Origin of the sequence: Streptomyces sp. NPDC026673 (genome assembly GCF_040638135.1) — a bacterium.
Taxonomy (GTDB): Bacteria; Actinomycetota; Actinomycetes; order Streptomycetales; family Streptomycetaceae; genus Actinacidiphila.
Window position 1 is genome coordinate 1 of record NZ_JBEZXR010000049.1, and the last position, 14,835, is coordinate 14,835.

The following is a 14,835-nucleotide window of genomic DNA, read 5'->3' on the forward strand; positions in this document are numbered from 1 at the left end:
CCAGAATGCCCAGCCCCGGAGGCCCCGACCCCGGCCCACCACACACGCAGCGGCGCGGTCACTGACCGCGCCGGGCAATCGGGCGGGAGGGTGGGAAACCCCCCACATCAACCGCACCGCACCCGCAGGGAGCCGCCGGCGCGGCACAATCGGAGGAAGCCGTGCCGAGGCGAAGGGGTCCGCCATGAGGAGCCGCACCAGCGTGACGCGCGAACCCGTCCATCACCCGTTGTTCGCCCGCTTCTATGCCCGCTGCGGACCGGTGATGGACGCCCGCGCCGGCTTCGGGGCGCACCGGGAGGACGCCCTGGCGGGGCTCACCGGCCGGGTCATCGAGATCGGTGCGGGGTCCGGCCTGAACTTCCGTCACTATCCGCGTGCCGTCTCCGAGGTCGTGGCCATCGAGCCGGAGCGGCATCTGCGCCGGCTGGCCGCCGACGCCGCACGGCGCGCCGACGTGCCGGTGGACGTCGTGCCCGGGGTCGCCGAGGCGCTGCCGGTCAAGAGCGAGGGCTTCGACGCGGCGGTCGCCTCGCTGGTGCTGTGCTCCGTGCGCGACCAGAAGCGCGCCCTGGCCGAGCTGCACCGGGTGCTGCGCCCGGGCGGGGAGTTGCGGCTGCTGGAGCACTGCCGGGGCGAGAGCCGGGGGCAGGTGGCGCTGCAGTGGGCCGCGGACCACACGTTGTGGCCGCTGCTGTTCGGCGGCTGCCGGACCGGGCGGGACACGCTCTCCGCGGTCGAGGCGGCCGGTTTTGAGCTGCTGGAGCTACGCCGGTTCCGCGTCCCGGAGCGCGCCAAGGGGCTGACCCTGCCGCTGCCGAGCTCGTCGCACATCCTGGCCATCGCGCGCCGCCCCGCCTAGGGCCTGTCGTCAAATTGGCGCCGGCCGCCCGAAGGGCGGGCCCCGCGGTTCCCCCAGCTGGCGCTGGGAGGTGCCCCCACGTGCGGTGCATCGCAAGGCGGAGAGTCGTCCTCGTAGTGGGCTACTCGGACGATTCGACAACGCAGCGAGGCGCCGCGCCAGGCGCCGTGGGGCAGGCGGGAATTTGACGACAGGCGCTAGGACGCGGCCCGTACGGGGTGCCGGGTCAGGTCGGCGCCGTACAGAGCCGTCAACGCGTGATCCAGTACCGGCGTGATGGCCTCGGCGTAGGACTCGGTGAGGTGGCTGTCGTCCCGGTAGACGAAGGTGTCGCCCACCACCACGGGGCAGCCGCCGCCGGCGCCGCAGAGCCAGCGGGCGGGGTCGATCACCGAGACGCCGGTGACCGCCGCCGCCTCGGTGATCTCCCGCTTCTTCTCGGGGTCCTTGACCGCGTGCCCGATGTCGGACGCGCACCGCTCCAGCTCCAGCGGATGGGCCCCCGCGCAGTCGACCGCGTCCTCCTTCGGCCATGGGGTGTCCTCGATGGCCAGCACCTCGGCGCCGCTCCTGACCAGTTCCCGGTAGGTCCGCTCGAAGCCGTCGGTCCACTGCCGGTTCGGGTCGCCGGACGGCCGGGCCGGGTCGGCAGCGTCCGAGGCGGAGGCGATCACCAGCGCGGGGCGCAGGGACGCGATCCTGGCCAGTGCCCCGGCACGCCACCGGTCGCAGGACGCGTACGGTCTGCCCTGGTGGACGATGGTGACCGCGGCGACCTTGCACGACGACTTGGTCAGCGAGACCAGTCTCCAGTGGTGCTCCCGGGCCATCCGGTCGAGTGCCGGGAACCACTGCGCGGCGTGGGAGTCCCCGAAGAGCACGACCGTCCGCGACGCGGACCGGTCGCCGTAGACGCACGGCGGTGTCGCCTCGCTCTGGTAACCGATGTGGCAGCCGTCGCGGTAGATCGCGGACAGCGTTCCCTTGATCTTGGTGAGCCCCGGAGTCAGATTGCTCGGCAGACTGCGGTTCGGCGCCCCCAGCAGCTCGGTCAGGCGGGCCTGCGGGTCGGCCGCCCCGCCGAGCACGCTCCTCAGTTCGGGCGCCGCCACGCCCGAGCTGATCGGTGGCGGGAAGGTCACCGCCAGCAGGGCCGCCGCCGACGCGCACGCCGTCAGTGCCGCCCCCAGCCCCAGCCCCCGTGCCGGACGGCCGCGGAACATCCGGTGGAACCTCACCGGGTTCTCCACCAGACGCAGCGTCACCCAGGCCGCCGGCAGGGCGATCGCCGCGCACAGCAGCCCGAAGGGGGCGGTCGCCGGCCTGTCCAGCGCCCTCGGGAGGATCACCAGCATCGGCCAGTGCCACAGGTACCAGCCGTACGACAGGCCGCCGACCCATGTGACCGGCCGCAGCGACAGCAGCGGGCCCGCGCCGTACCGCGTGGGTGAACAGCCGCCCGCCAGCACCAGCGCGGTGCCGAGGACCGGTACGAGGGCGTACCACCCGGGGAACGGGGTGGTGTCGTCGAACCGGACCGCCGCGGCCGGCAGCGACACCAGTCCGATCCAGCTCATCGGTCCGGCCACCCGGGCCGGCAGCCGCTCCAGCCTGCCCGCGAAGACGGCGAGCAGCGCGCCGGTACCGAGTTCCCAGAAGCGGGTGTGCGAGCCGAAGTACGCCCAGGAGGCCGAGGAGTCCGTGACCCACAGGTTCAGCGCGAAGGAGGTCACGCACAGCACCGAGAGCGGCACGGCCAGCAGCCCGGGCCGGCGCCGCGCGAGCTTCCAGCTCGCCCACAGCAGCAACGGCCAGACCAGGTAGAACTGCTCCTCGACCGCCAGTGACCAGAAGTGCTGGAACGGCGACGGGGGGCTGTCCGCGTTGAGGTAGTCCGTGCCGGCGTTCGCCAGCCGGAGGTTCACCACGTAGAAGGCGCTGCCGAGCGCGTCCCCCGCGTACTCCTCGAAGCGGATCTTCGACAGGTAGAGCCAGGCGCCGCAGAGCGTGGCGACCGCGACGAGGGTCGAGGCGGGAAGCAGCCGCAGCGCCCGGCGGGCGTAGAACGTGCGCACCGACACGCGGCCGGTCCGTGCCAGCTCGCGCAGCAGCAACGAGGTGATGAGGAAGCCCGAGATGACGAAGAAGACGTCGACCCCGACATAACCGCCCGCCAGCGGCCCGACACCGGCGTGGGAGAGCACCACCAGCGAGACGGCGACCGCGCGCAGACCCTGGATGTCCGCACGCAGCCGTGTTCCGGCGGCGCCCGATCGGCTGTGCGCCTCCGCGCCGGCCGGGACCGGCGGTGGGGGCGTCGCCGTCGCGAGGTCGGGGGGCCACGGCGCACGAACCACGGGAACACTCCTCTGATCACGGGCGGAAGATCGCCGAACCGCACGGCGTCGCTGACCAGACCTGCGATCACCGGCCGGGGTTGCCCCCGAACGGCCCGGTTCGCCCGCTCTTCACCGACCGCCCGTTCCCCGGCCGCCTCTTCGTTCCCCGACGGTCATCCACGCTCCTAGACGTTCATCCGATCGAGTCCGCGGGGCTCCGGATCCACTCCCGGGTTTTGTACCTACTGGTATGTACACTGCCCTCATGGAGACGACCCCCGAGCGCCTGATCGAGAGCACCCGCGAACTGCTGTGGGAACGCGGCTACGTGGGCACCAGCCCCAAGGCGATCCAGCAGCACTCGGGCGTCGGCCAGGGCAGCATGTACCACCACTTCTCGGGCAAGCCGGAGCTGGCGCTGGCAGCCGTGCGCCGCACCGCCGAGCAGATGCGGGAGGCCGCCGAGCGCGAACTCGCCCCGCCCGGCACGGCCGTCGAACGGGTCGCCCGCTATCTGGGCCGCGAGCGGGAGGTGCTGCGGGGCTGCCCGATCGGGCGGCTCACCCAGGATCCGGAGGTCGTCGCGAGCCCGCGGCTGCGAGCCCCGCTCGACGAGACCTTCGAGTGGCTGCGCGGGCGCCTGACGGAGGTACTCGCGGAGGGCCAGGCGCGCGGTGAGATCGCGCCCGGCCTCGACACCGCCGACATCGCGGCCGCGCTCGTGGCCGTACTCCAGGGCGGCTATGTGCTCGCCCGCGCGGCCGGTACGGCCGCGCCCTTCGACCAGGCCGTCAGCGGCGCGCTGGCCCTGCTGGCGCAGCGCGCCTGAACGGCATCCGGCACGACACCCAGGGGGACTCATGTATGCGATGCAGTACGGGATCACACTGCCCGCCGACTACGACATGAAGATCATCCGCAACCGGGTCGCGACGCGCGGCCGGCTCACGGACGCGTACGAGGGACTCGGCTTCAAGGCATATCTGATCCGCGAACGCGGCACGGAGGGCTCCCCGGTCAACGAGTACGCGCCCTTCTACCTCTGGGACGACACCGGGGGCATGAACCGCTTCCTGTGGGGCGGCGGCGGATTCGGCGGCATCGTGGACGACTTCGGCCGCCCGGACGTCGACCACTGGACGGGGGTCGCCTACCGCCCGGGCCCCGCCCTCGGCGCCCCGCCCCGCGCCGCGAGCCGCCTGCGGCGGCGCATCCCGGCCGGGGCCGACCCGCGCGAGCCGGTGGCGCGGGCGCTGGAGGGCTGGGAGGAGCGTGCCGGCACGGCCGGTGTGTACGCGACCGTGCTGGCGGTGGACCCGCGCCACTGGGAGACCGTCCACTTCACGCTCTGGGACCGGACGCCGCCCGCCGACGTCGCCGATCCGGACCGCTACGAGGTACTGCACCTGTCGGCCCCGCATCTGGACGAGGTGCCGGTCGGCAGGCAGTGGACGTAGCCGCTCACACGCACCAGGAGCGCAGTTCGTCGGCGATCTCGTGCACGTCGGCGGTGCCGTCGCTGACCAGACGGGCCAGGTCCCGCACCCGCTCGGGGGACGTGGCGACCTTCAGCCCGCTGGCGACCAGGTACGCGTAGGCGACCGCGGAGGCGAACAGCGCGTTCGACCGTTCCAGGGCCGGCACACGGACCAGCAGTTGCAGCAGGGACGCGGCCCGCTCGTGGGCGTCGGCGTAGACGGGTACGCCGAATATCTCCGCGCGGTGGCGGCTGACCGCGGCGACGAGCGCGCCCCAGTCGGTCACCTGGGGGTCACCGGGGGTGTTGTGCTCGGCGACCATGAGGAGCCAGGCGAGATCGATCTGCAGGGTCAACGACGGCCTTCGCGCTCCGTGCCGAACTCCTCGGCGAAGACGGACTCGTAGCGCTGCATGAAGTCGGCGGCGGCCTCGACGAAGCTGCGGCCCCGCTCCCCGGCGTCCTTCTGGACGAGTTCCTCGATGTACCGGTTGACGCTGACGCCCCGCTGCGCGGCCCGCTCGCGGGCGGTCGCGGCGGTGGTCTCGTCCACCCGCACGTTCAACTGCGTCTTGGCCATACCCTCAAGCTAGCGCCGATGCACTAGCAGTGACAAGCGGCCCCCGCGCTCACCCTCCGGAACGATGCGGCACCGCACCCGACGACCTACGCTCGGGTCGCATACGGACAACTGCGCACTTCCTCACGTTGGGGGGCAAGCGTGTCGACATGGACGGCGGCGGACACAGAGGGCATCGAGGCGGGGGCGGAGCCCGCCGCGCGCGCCACGGCGCTGACGAAGGCATACGGAACGGGCGAGACCCGGGTGGTGGCGCTGGACGCGGTGGACGTGGAGATCGCCCGCGGGCGCTACACCGCCGTCATGGGGCCGTCCGGCTCCGGCAAGTCCACGCTCATGCACTGCCTGGCCGGGCTGGACTCGGTCACCTCGGGGCGGGTGTGGATCGGCGACACCGAGATCACCCGTCTGGCGGAACGGGAGCTGACCCGGCTCCGCCGCGACCAGGTCGGCTTCGTCTTCCAGGCGTTCAACCTGCTGCCGACGCTCACCGCCGCCGAGAACATCACGCTGCCGATGGACATCGCCGGCCGCACACCCGATCGGGAGTGGGTGGACCGGGTGATCGACACCCTGGGCCTGCGGGACCGGCTGGGGCACCGGCCCGCGCAGTTGTCGGGCGGACAGCAGCAGCGTGTGGCGTGCGCCCGCGCCCTCGCCTCCCGGCCGCAGCTGATCTTCGCGGACGAGCCGACCGGCAATCTCGACTCCCAGGCGGGTGCCGAGGTGCTGGGCTTCCTCCGCGAGGCCGTGGACCGGCTCGGCCAGACCGTGGTGATGGTGACCCACGACCCGGGCGCGGCGGCCTACTCGGACCTGGTGCTCTTCCTGGGCGACGGGCGGATCGTCGACGAGATGCACGAGCCCACCGCGGACGGCGTCCTGGAACGCCTCAAGCGGTTCGACGCGCTGCGGAAGCAGGGTTAGGCACCGGCGATGCTCCGGGCGACGCTGCGCAGCTTCCTGGCCCACAAGGGCCGGCTGCTGCTCAGCGCGCTCGCCGTCCTGCTGTCGGTGGCGTTCGTCACCGGCAGCGCGATCTTCTCCGACACCGTCAACCGCACCTTCGACCGGTTGTTCGCCTCGACCTCCGCCGATGTGACGGTGGGGCCCCCCGAGGCGTTCAGCGAGGACCAGCAGTTCGCCTCCGGGCAGGTGCGCACGCTGCCGGCGTCCCTGCTGGACCGGGTGAAGGCGGTGCCCGGCGTCGCGGACGCACGGATCGACGTCACGGTGCGCAACACCACCGTCGTCGACGCCGAGGACCGGCCGGTCGGCCCGACCACCGGCGCCCCGACCCTGGCCACCAACTGGTCGGGAAACCCCCGCAGCCCCGTCCGGCTGACCAGCGGCCACGCTCCCCACGGCCCCGACGAGGCGCTGATCGACGCCGACACCGCCGAGAAGCGGCACCTGAAGATCGGCGACCGGCTGCGGGTGCTGGCCCAGCCCGGCGCGTTCCCGGTGCGGCTGGTCGGCATCGCCACCTTCACCACGACCAATCCGGGCGCCGCCCTGCTGTTCGTCGACACCCCCACCTCGCAGACCCGCCTCCTGGGCCGTACGGGCGTCGCGACGGCGGTGCAGGCCGACGCCGCCCCCGGGGTCTCCGACGACGTGCTGAAGCAGCGGATCGCCGCCGCGCTCGGCCCGCGCTACACCTACACGACCCAGGCCGAGCAGGCGAAGTCGGCGGTGGAGAGCCTGGCCACCTTCCTGGACGTGATCAAGTACGTCATGCTCGGCTTCGCCGGGGTCGCGGTCCTGGTCGGCGTCTTCCTGATCGTCAACACCTTCTCCATGCTGATCGCCCAGCGGACCCGGGAAATCGGCCTGCTGCGGGCGCTCGGCGCGGACCGCGCACAGGTTCGGCGGTCGGTGCTGGTGGAGGCGCTGCTCCTGGGGCTGGCCGGCTCCACCCTGGGCCTGGTCTGCGGGGTGGGGATGGCGGCGGGGCTGATCCGGCTGCTCGGGGTGTTCGGGATGAACGTCAACGCCGCCGAGATGGTCATCCGGTGGCGCGTCCCGGTGGCGGCGTACGCCGTCGGCCTTGTGGTGACGCTGGTCGCCGCCTATCTGCCGGCGCGGCGGGCCGCGCGGGTCTCCCCCATGGCCGCCCTGTCGGACGGCGAGGTCGCGGACGGCGGGCGGAGCCTGAGACCGCGCGCGGCGGGCGGAGCGGTCGTGACCCTGGTGGCGGCGGGCGCGCTGACCGGTGCGGCGGTGGCCGGGAGCACCGGTGACGCCGCGTCGTTCCTGGGGATCGGCATCGGGCTGTCGCTGATCGCGGCGGTGGTCGTCGGGCCCCTGCTGGTGCGGCCGGTGATCCGGGTGCTGGGCGGGGCGTTTCCGCACGTCTTCGGCCCGGTGGGCCGGATGAGCCAGCGCAACGCGCTGCGCAACCCGCGCCGAACGGGCGCGACAGCCAGCGCCCTGATGATCGGGCTGGCCCTGGTCACGGGCATGTCCATCGCGGGCACCTCGATGGCGAGCTCCTTCGACCACGAGATCGACAAGGCCCTGGGCGCGGACTACGTCGTACAGGGCGACCAGTTCGCCCCGTTCTCCCCGGAGATCACCCAGCGGGTGCAGAAGGTGCCCGGCGCCGGGGAGGTCGTGCGGGTGCGGTACGTGTCCGTCCTGATGACCCTGCCGGACCGCCGGAAGACCAAGCTCACGGGTACGGCGATCGGCCCCGGCGCGGACCGGGCGCTCAACCTGGAGTACGCCGAGGGCGACACGGCCCGCGCTCTGGCCCGCGACAGCCTCTCGCTCTCCGCGACCTACGCCGCCCAGCACGGCCTGCGTGTGGGCAGCAGGATCCCCGTCCGCTTCGTCGACGGCCACTCCGCGACCTTCACCCTGCGCGCGCTGACCACCAGCCAGAGCACCCTGATCGGGGACGACGCCACCCTCACCATGGGCCTGGCCACCGCCGAGCGGTTCCTTCCCCGGGGTCAGGACGCCGCCCTGTACGTCAACGCGGCCCCCGGCACGGACAAGCCGACGCTCCGGGCGAACCTGGAGAAGGCCCTCACGGTCTATCCGCAGGTCGAGGTCCGCGACCAGGCCGACTACAAGAAGCTGGTGCGCACCCAGATCTCGGTGCTGCTGAACCTGGTGTACGCGCTGCTCGGGCTGGCGATCGTCATCGCCGTCCTGGGCGTCGTCAACACCCTCGCCCTGTCGGTGATCGAACGCACCCGCGAGATCGGGCTGCTCAGGGCGATCGGCCTGTCCCGGTGGCAACTGCGGCGCATGATCCGCCTGGAGTCCGTGGTGATCGCGGTCTTCGGCGCGGTGCTGGGGGTCGCGCTGGGGCTGGTGTGGGGGCTGGCGACGCACGAGGTGCTGGCGCTGGAGGGCATGCGGGCCTTCACCGTGCCGTGGACCACGGTCGGGGCCGTCATGGCCGGCTCCGTGGTGGTCGGCCTGGTCGCGGCGCTGCTGCCCGCACTGCGCGCGTCGCGGATGAACGTCCTGGACGCCATCGCCCACGAGTGAGGGTCCGCGCGGCGCCTCCAAGCCGCCCGGGAACGGGGCCGGGCGGGGGCCGAGCGCGGCACGCCCGAATTCACTCGCCACCCGGGGGCGGGGACTGCTTGGCTGGCCCCATGGACGATCTCCGGATACGCAGCGCCGTACGGGCGGATGCCGAGCGGGTACTGGACTTCTGGACGGTGGCCGCCGAGGGCACCAGCATCAGCGACGACGTCGAGGGCGTGGCGCGGCTGATCGACCGCGACCCCCGGGCCCTGCTGCTCGCCGAGCGCGACGGGGAGCTGGTCGGCACGGTGATCGCCGGCTTCGACGGCTGGCGCTGCCATCTCTACCGGCTGGCCGTCCACCCCGACCGGCGCCGGCAGGGCATCGCGGGCGCCCTGCTGCGGGCGGCCGAGGAGCGGTTCACCGTGCTGGGCGGCCGGCGCGGCGACGCCATGGTGCTGGAGCGCAACGAGCGGGCCCACCACGCCTGGCGCTCGGCGGGATACGCCCCCGAGCACCACTGGCGCCGCTGGACCAAGCCCTTCGAGCGGACCCCGTAGCGCGCCGGCCGGATCCGCGGCGCACCCCCGGCCGCGTTCCCGGGCTGTCCGTCGCGCCCGCGCTTCCTACGATGGGCTTATGGACGACCCTGCGAGTCCGTCACGTCTCCGGTCCCGTCGCCCACGCCCGCAGCGCGCGGCCCGCCCCGGCCTGACCGATCATGGGACCGAGGTGTCCCGATGACCGAAGTGCTCCTCTTGGCCGTCGCCCTGCTGCTGACCCTGGCCTGCGCCGTCTTCGTCGCCGCGGAGTTCTCCCTGACCACGGTCGAGCGCACCGACCTGGAACGGGCCGAGAGGGCGGGCGAGCGCGGCGCCTCCGCCGCGCTGCGGGCCGTGCGCTCCCTGACGGTGCAGCTCTCCGGGGCCCAGCTGGGCATCACCGTCACCGGACTGGTGATCGGCATGCTGGCGCAGGCCTCCATCGCCGAGCTGCTGGCGGGCCCGCTGCGCGCGCTCGGGATGTCGTCCGCGGGGGCCTCGTCCCTGGGCCTGGTGCTGGGCACCGGCGTCTCGACGGTGGTGCTGATGGTGGTGGGCGAGCTGGTCCCCAAGAACTGGGCCATCTCACGGCCGCTCCCGGTCGCCAAGGCCGTCGCCCCGCCGCAGACCGTCTTCACCACCGCCTTCGGTCCGCTGATCCGGCACCTGAACAACACCGCCAACCGGGTGCTGCGCCGCCTCGGCCTGGAACCCGCCGAGGAGCTCGCGTCGGCCCGCAGCCCCGAGGAGCTGGTGGCCCTGGCCCGGCACTCCGCCAGGGCGGGCGCGCTGGAGGCCGACACCGCGGAGCTGTTCGTACGGACGCTGAGCCTGGCCGGACTGACCGCCGAGAACGTGATGACCCCGCGCGTCCAGGTCGTCGCCCTGGAGGAGAGCGCCACCTGCCAGGACGTCGCCGACATCACCCGCGCCACGGGGCTCTCGCGCTTCCCCGTCCACCGGGGCGGGCTGGACAACGTGATCGGCATCGTCCACATCAAGGACGTGCTGGCCGTGCCCTACGAGCGACGGCACGGCCACCCGATCACCCCGCTGCTGCGGGAGCCGGTGCCCGTCCCCGAGACGCTCCCCGTGGACCGGCTCCTGGACCGGCTGTCCGGTTCCATGAGCATGGCCGTCGTCATCGACGAGTACGGCGGCACGGCGGGGGTCGTCACCCTGGAGGACATCGTGGAGGAGGTCGTCGGCGAGGTGCGTGACGAGCACGACCCGCAGGAGACCCCCGACCTGGCCTTCATCCACCAGGACCGCACCGGGCGCCGCGTCTACGACGCCGACGGCGCGACGCGGACCGACCAGATCGCGCAGGTCGGACTGCGGGTCGGGGACGGCCCCTACGAGACGCTGGCGGGCCTGGTCGCCCACCGGCTCGGCCGCATACCGGCCACCGGCGACACGGTCGAGGTGGAGGGGTGGCTGCTCGAGGTCACCGACGACTCCCACCACCGGGCCGCGCACGTACGGCTGATCTCCCCCGCGCCGCACGCGCAGGAGGACCTCGCGCCGCAAGGCACGGACAACGGACCGCGGGCGGGTGCGCCATGACCTTCCTGCAACTGTTCGTCGGCGCCCTGACCCTGGTCGTGAACGCCTTCTTCGTCGGCGCCGAGTTCGCGATGATCTCTGTGCGGCGGAGCCAGATCGAGCCGCGCGCGGAGGCCGGGGAACGCGGGGCGCGCAGCGTCCTGTGGGGGCTGCAGCACCTGTCGCCGCTGATGGCCGCCGCCCAGCTGGGCATCACACTGTGCACCCTGGTGCTCGGCATCGTGGCCGAGCCCGCCATCGAGCACCTGCTGGCGCCGCTCTTCCACGCGCTGCACGTCCCGCAGGGCGCGATCCACGCGCTGTCGTTCGCCATCGCGCTGGCCCTGGCCACGTACGCGCACATGCTGCTCGGCGAGATGGTGCCCAAGAACATCGCGCTCGCCGCCCCGGAGCGGACCGCACTGGCCCTCGGACCTCCTTTGGTGGCCCTGGCACGGGCACTGCGTCCGGTGATCTTCACGGTCAACGCCTTCGCGAACGGGCTGCTCAAGCTGCTGCGGGTCGAGCCCAAGGACGAGGTGGCGGCCGTGTTCTCGGACGACGAGCTGGCCCGGATGGTGACCGACGCCGGCCAGGCGGGGCTGCTGGACGAGCGCGCCGCGATCCGTCTCCAGGACGCCCTGGAGCTGGGCCGCCGCCCGGTCCGCGAGGTCGTCGTCCCGTGGGAGCGGGTGGTCTCGGCGTGCATCGGCGTCACCCCGGCGGCGCTGGAACGCCTGGCCGCGCGGTCCGGCTTCTCCCGCTTCCCCGTGACCGACGAGGCCGGCCGCATCCTCGGCTACCTGCACGTGAAGGACGCCCTGGCGCTCGGCCCGAGCCGCCACGACCAGCTCTTCCCGCGCGGCTCGCTGCGCCGCATCACCAGGGTCGCGGCGGCGACCCCGCTGGACGACGTGCTGGCGGCGATGCGGGCCAGCGGAGCGCACCTGGCGGCGGTCGTCGACGACCAGGGCCGCGGCATCGGCCTGGTGACCATGGAGGACGTCCTCAAGGAGCTCGTGGGGCACGCGCCGGCCGCTTGAGGAGCCGGTCCGGCCGGCCGGTAGGATCACGCGCGCCATGCAGATGAACACCACCCACACCAGCTTCGTCGCGCTCGGCGACTCCTTCACCGAAGGCATGTCGGACGCGCTCCCGAACGGCTCCTACCGCGGCTGGGCCGACCTCCTCGCCGGCCGGCTGGCCGCCCACACGCCGGACTTCCGCTACGCCAACCTGGCGGTGCGCGGCAAGCTGATCCAGCAGATCGTCGACGAGCAGGTGGAGACCGCCGTCTCGATGGACGCCGACCTGGTGACCCTGGTGGGCGGGCTCAACGACGTGCTGCGGCCCAAGTGCGACGTGGCGAAGGTGTGCGCGCTGCTGGAGGAGGCCGTGGAGCGCCTCGCGCCGAACTGCCGGCAGCTGGTGCTGATGCGCAGCCCGGCCCGCCGCGGCCCGGTGGCCACGCGGTTCCTGCCGCGGATGGAGCAGCTGTTCGGCTTCGTCGACGACCTGGCGGCCCGGCACGGCGCGCTGGTGGTGGACCTGTACGGCGCCCATGTGCTGGGCGATCAGCGGCTGTGGGCGGAGGACCGGCTGCACCTGGACGGCGAGGGACACCGCCGGGTCGCCGAGGCCGTCTGGCAGACCCTCGGGCACACCCCGCGGTTCGACTGGACCGAGGCCCTGCCCGCCTCCGTGCCGCTGTCGTGGCCCGCGCGGCGCGCCGCCGACCTGCGCTTCACCCGGCAGCACCTCGTCCCGTGGATCGGCCGCCGGCTGACCGGCCGCTCCTCCGGCGACGGCCTCCCGCCCAAGCGCGCCGAGCTGCTGCCGTACGAGCTCTGAGGCACCCGGCCCCGGGTTCCCCGTGGTGCCGGGCGCCCCACGGCGCTACGCGCATAGATCCGTGCGGGGCGCTGACCTGCGCCGACGCGCAGTAGAATCTCGCTACGTGACTTCCAAGCCCCGCATCCCCAACGTCCTGGCCGGCCGCTACGCCTCCGCGGAGCTCGCCACCCTGTGGTCCCCCGAGCAGAAGGTGGTGCTCGAGCGCCGCCTGTGGCTCGCCGTCCTGCGGGCGCAGAAGGACCTGGGGATCGAGGTGCCGGACCAGGCCCTCGCGGACTACGAGCGGGTCCTGGAGCAGGTCGACCTCGCGTCCATCGCCGAGCGGGAGAAGGTCACCCGGCACGACGTCAAGGCGCGCATCGAGGAGTTCAACGCCCTCGCCGGGCACGAGCACGTCCACAAGGGCATGACCTCGCGCGACCTCACCGAGAACGTCGAGCAGCTGCAGATCCGGCTCTCCCTGGAGCACGTGCGCGACCGCACGGTCGCCGTCCTCGCCCGCCTCGGCACGCTGGCAGGCGAGTACGCGGAGCTGGTCATGGCCGGCCGCTCGCACAACGTCGCCGCCCAGACCACCACCCTCGGCAAGCGCTTCGCGACGACCGCCGACGAACTGCTGGTCGCCTTCGCCCGCGTCGAGGACCTGCTCGGCCGCTACCCGCTGCGCGGCATCAAGGGCCCGGTCGGCACCGCTCAGGACATGCTGGACCTGCTCGGCGGGGACGCCGGGAAGCTCGCCGAGCTGGAGCGCCGGATCGCCGCGCACCTCGGCTTCTCCGAGGTCTTCACCTCGGTCGGCCAGGTCTACCCGCGCTCGCTCGACTACGACGCCGTCACCGCTCTGGTGCAGCTGGCGGCCGGTCCGTCCTCGCTGGCCAAGACGATCCGCCTGATGGCCGGCCACGAGCTGGTCACCGAGGGCTTCAAGCCCGGCCAGGTCGGCTCCTCCGCGATGCCGCACAAGATGAACACCCGCTCCTGCGAGCGCGTCAACGGCCTGGCGGTCATCCTGCGCGGTTACGCCTCGATGGTCGGCGAGCTGGCCGGCGACCAGTGGAACGAGGGCGACGTCTCCTGCTCCGTGGTGCGCCGGGTGGCCCTGCCGGACGCGTTCTTCGCGTTCGACGGCCTGCTGGAGACGTTCCTGACGGTGCTCGACGAGTTCGGCGCCTTCCCGGCCGTCATCGCCCGCGAGCTCGACCGCTACCTGCCGTTCCTCGCCACGACGAAGGTGCTCATGGGCTCGGTGCGGGCCGGCGTCGGCCGCGAGCTGGCGCACGAGGTCATCAAGGAGCACGCGGTCGCCTCCGCGCTCGCCATGCGCGAGAAGGGCGCCGAGCGCAACGAACTGCTCGACCGCCTCGCCGAGGACGAGCGCATCCCGCTCGACCGCGCCCAGCTGGACGCGCTCATGGCCGACCGCCTCTCCTTCACCGGCGCGGCCGCGGACCAGGTGGCCGAGGTCGTACGGCGGGTCGGCGAAGTCGCCGCGCGGTACCCGCAGGCGGCCGCCTACACCCCCGGAGCCATCCTCTGACCACGGCCAGGCGTCCCCGGCCCACCCCGGACGAGCTGGAGGCCGCCCGCGAACGCGTCATCCCGGACGTGATCGCGGGCGGCCTGCGGGTGCTCTTCTGCGGCATCAACCCCGGGCTGATGTCGGCGGCCACCGGTCACCACTTCGCCCGCCCCGGCAACCGCTTCTGGCCGGTGCTGCACGCCTCCGGCTTCACCCCGCGCCGGCTCGACCCCGCGGAACAGGCCGAACTCCTCGCGTACGGGCTCGGCATCACCAACGTCGTCGCCCGCGCCACCGCCCGCGCCGACGAGCTGACCCGCGACGAACTGCTCGAGGGCGGACGGCTGCTGACGGCGACGGTGGAGCGGCACGAACCGCGCTGGCTCGCCGTCGTGGGCGTCACGGCGTACCGGGTCGCCTTCGGCGAGCCCCGCGCCAAGATCGGCCCCCAGGACCGCACGATCGGCACGACCCGGATCTGGGCGCTGCCCAACCCCAGCGGCCTGAACGCGGGTTGGTCGACCCAGGCGATGGCCGAGGAGTTCGGCCGCCTCCGCGCCGCGGCGGAAGCCTGAGGCACGCCGGTCGCGTGAACCACCGCCGCAGCCCCGGTGCGTGGGGCGACGCCGTC

Annotated in this window: 14 protein-coding genes; 11 read left to right on the top strand and 3 right to left on the bottom strand. The window is 73.3% G+C overall.

The features are described 5' to 3' along the window. The first annotated feature begins 184 nt into the window (after window positions 1-184). Complete coding sequence (locus tag AB0F62_RS28035; protein ID WP_361804918.1) at window positions 185-862, top strand: class I SAM-dependent methyltransferase; 678 nt, start codon at window positions 185-187, stop codon at window positions 860-862. Between the two features lie 197 nt (window positions 863-1,059). Here the strand turns inward: AB0F62_RS28035 and AB0F62_RS28040 are convergent, their stop codons facing one another. Beyond that, window positions 1,060-3,219: an acyltransferase family protein gene (locus AB0F62_RS28040; RefSeq protein WP_361804921.1), complete on the bottom strand. Its 2,160-nt coding sequence runs from the start codon at window positions 3,217-3,219 to the stop codon at window positions 1,060-1,062. 247 nt (window positions 3,220-3,466) lie between these two features. On the opposite strand from AB0F62_RS28040, the gene AB0F62_RS28045 reads away from it, so the two are divergent. Continuing rightward, window positions 3,467-4,030, top strand: coding sequence for a TetR/AcrR family transcriptional regulator (locus AB0F62_RS28045; RefSeq protein ID WP_361804924.1), 564 nt, complete (start codon window positions 3,467-3,469; stop codon window positions 4,028-4,030). A gap of 31 nt (window positions 4,031-4,061) precedes the next feature. After that, a complete protein-coding gene (locus AB0F62_RS28050; RefSeq protein WP_361804927.1) occupies window positions 4,062-4,658 on the top strand; it encodes a DUF4865 family protein in 597 nt (198 codons plus the stop codon). A 4-nt stretch (window positions 4,659-4,662) separates the two neighbouring features. Here AB0F62_RS28050 and AB0F62_RS28055 read toward each other — a convergent pair whose 3' ends face one another. Both AB0F62_RS28055 and AB0F62_RS28060 read right to left on the bottom strand, forming a co-directional pair. After that, window positions 4,663-5,034: a fic family toxin-antitoxin system, toxin component gene (locus AB0F62_RS28055; protein WP_361804930.1), complete on the bottom strand. Its 372-nt coding sequence runs from the start codon at window positions 5,032-5,034 to the stop codon at window positions 4,663-4,665. After that, on the bottom strand, window positions 5,031-5,258 hold the full coding sequence (locus tag AB0F62_RS28060) for a toxin-antitoxin system HicB family antitoxin (RefSeq protein ID WP_361804933.1): 228 nt from the start codon (window positions 5,256-5,258) through the stop codon (window positions 5,031-5,033). The genes AB0F62_RS28055 and AB0F62_RS28060 overlap by 4 nt, the downstream gene beginning before the upstream one ends. A 141-nt stretch (window positions 5,259-5,399) precedes the next feature. Between AB0F62_RS28060 and AB0F62_RS28065 the strand changes: the two genes are divergently transcribed. The 8 genes from AB0F62_RS28065 (at window position 5,400) to mug (ending at window position 14,779) form a co-directional block, all read left to right on the top strand. Next, complete coding sequence (locus AB0F62_RS28065) at window positions 5,400-6,185, top strand: ABC transporter ATP-binding protein (protein WP_361804936.1); 786 nt, start codon at window positions 5,400-5,402, stop codon at window positions 6,183-6,185. 9 nt (window positions 6,186-6,194) lie between these two features. After that, entirely contained in the window at window positions 6,195-8,762 is a 2,568-nt protein-coding gene (locus AB0F62_RS28070) for an FtsX-like permease family protein (RefSeq protein ID WP_361804939.1), read from the top strand. A 110-nt stretch (window positions 8,763-8,872) separates the two neighbouring features. Beyond that, the gene (locus tag AB0F62_RS28075) at window positions 8,873-9,304 is read left to right on the top strand and encodes a GNAT family N-acetyltransferase (protein ID WP_361804942.1); all 432 of its coding nucleotides are present in this window, start codon (window positions 8,873-8,875) and stop codon (window positions 9,302-9,304) included. A gap of 180 nt (window positions 9,305-9,484) precedes the next feature. After that, on the top strand, window positions 9,485-10,852 hold the full coding sequence (locus AB0F62_RS28080) for a hemolysin family protein (RefSeq protein WP_361804945.1): 1,368 nt from the start codon (window positions 9,485-9,487) through the stop codon (window positions 10,850-10,852). Continuing rightward, window positions 10,849-11,874, top strand: coding sequence for a hemolysin family protein (locus tag AB0F62_RS28085; protein ID WP_361804948.1), 1,026 nt, complete (start codon window positions 10,849-10,851; stop codon window positions 11,872-11,874). The genes AB0F62_RS28080 and AB0F62_RS28085 overlap by 4 nt, the downstream gene beginning before the upstream one ends. 37 nt (window positions 11,875-11,911) lie before the next feature. Next, window positions 11,912-12,682 carry an SGNH/GDSL hydrolase family protein gene (locus AB0F62_RS28090; protein WP_361804950.1) on the top strand — a complete coding sequence of 257 codons (771 nt, stop codon included), beginning with the start codon at window positions 11,912-11,914 and terminating at the stop codon, window positions 12,680-12,682. 106 nt (window positions 12,683-12,788) lie between these two features. Beyond that, window positions 12,789-14,222, top strand: coding sequence for an adenylosuccinate lyase (purB, locus tag AB0F62_RS28095; protein ID WP_361804953.1), 1,434 nt, complete (start codon window positions 12,789-12,791; stop codon window positions 14,220-14,222). Window positions 14,223-14,290: 68 nt separating this feature from the next. Beyond that, window positions 14,291-14,779: a G/U mismatch-specific DNA glycosylase gene (gene mug / locus AB0F62_RS28100; protein WP_361804956.1), complete on the top strand. Its 489-nt coding sequence runs from the start codon at window positions 14,291-14,293 to the stop codon at window positions 14,777-14,779. Window positions 14,780-14,835: the final 56 nt, after the last annotated feature.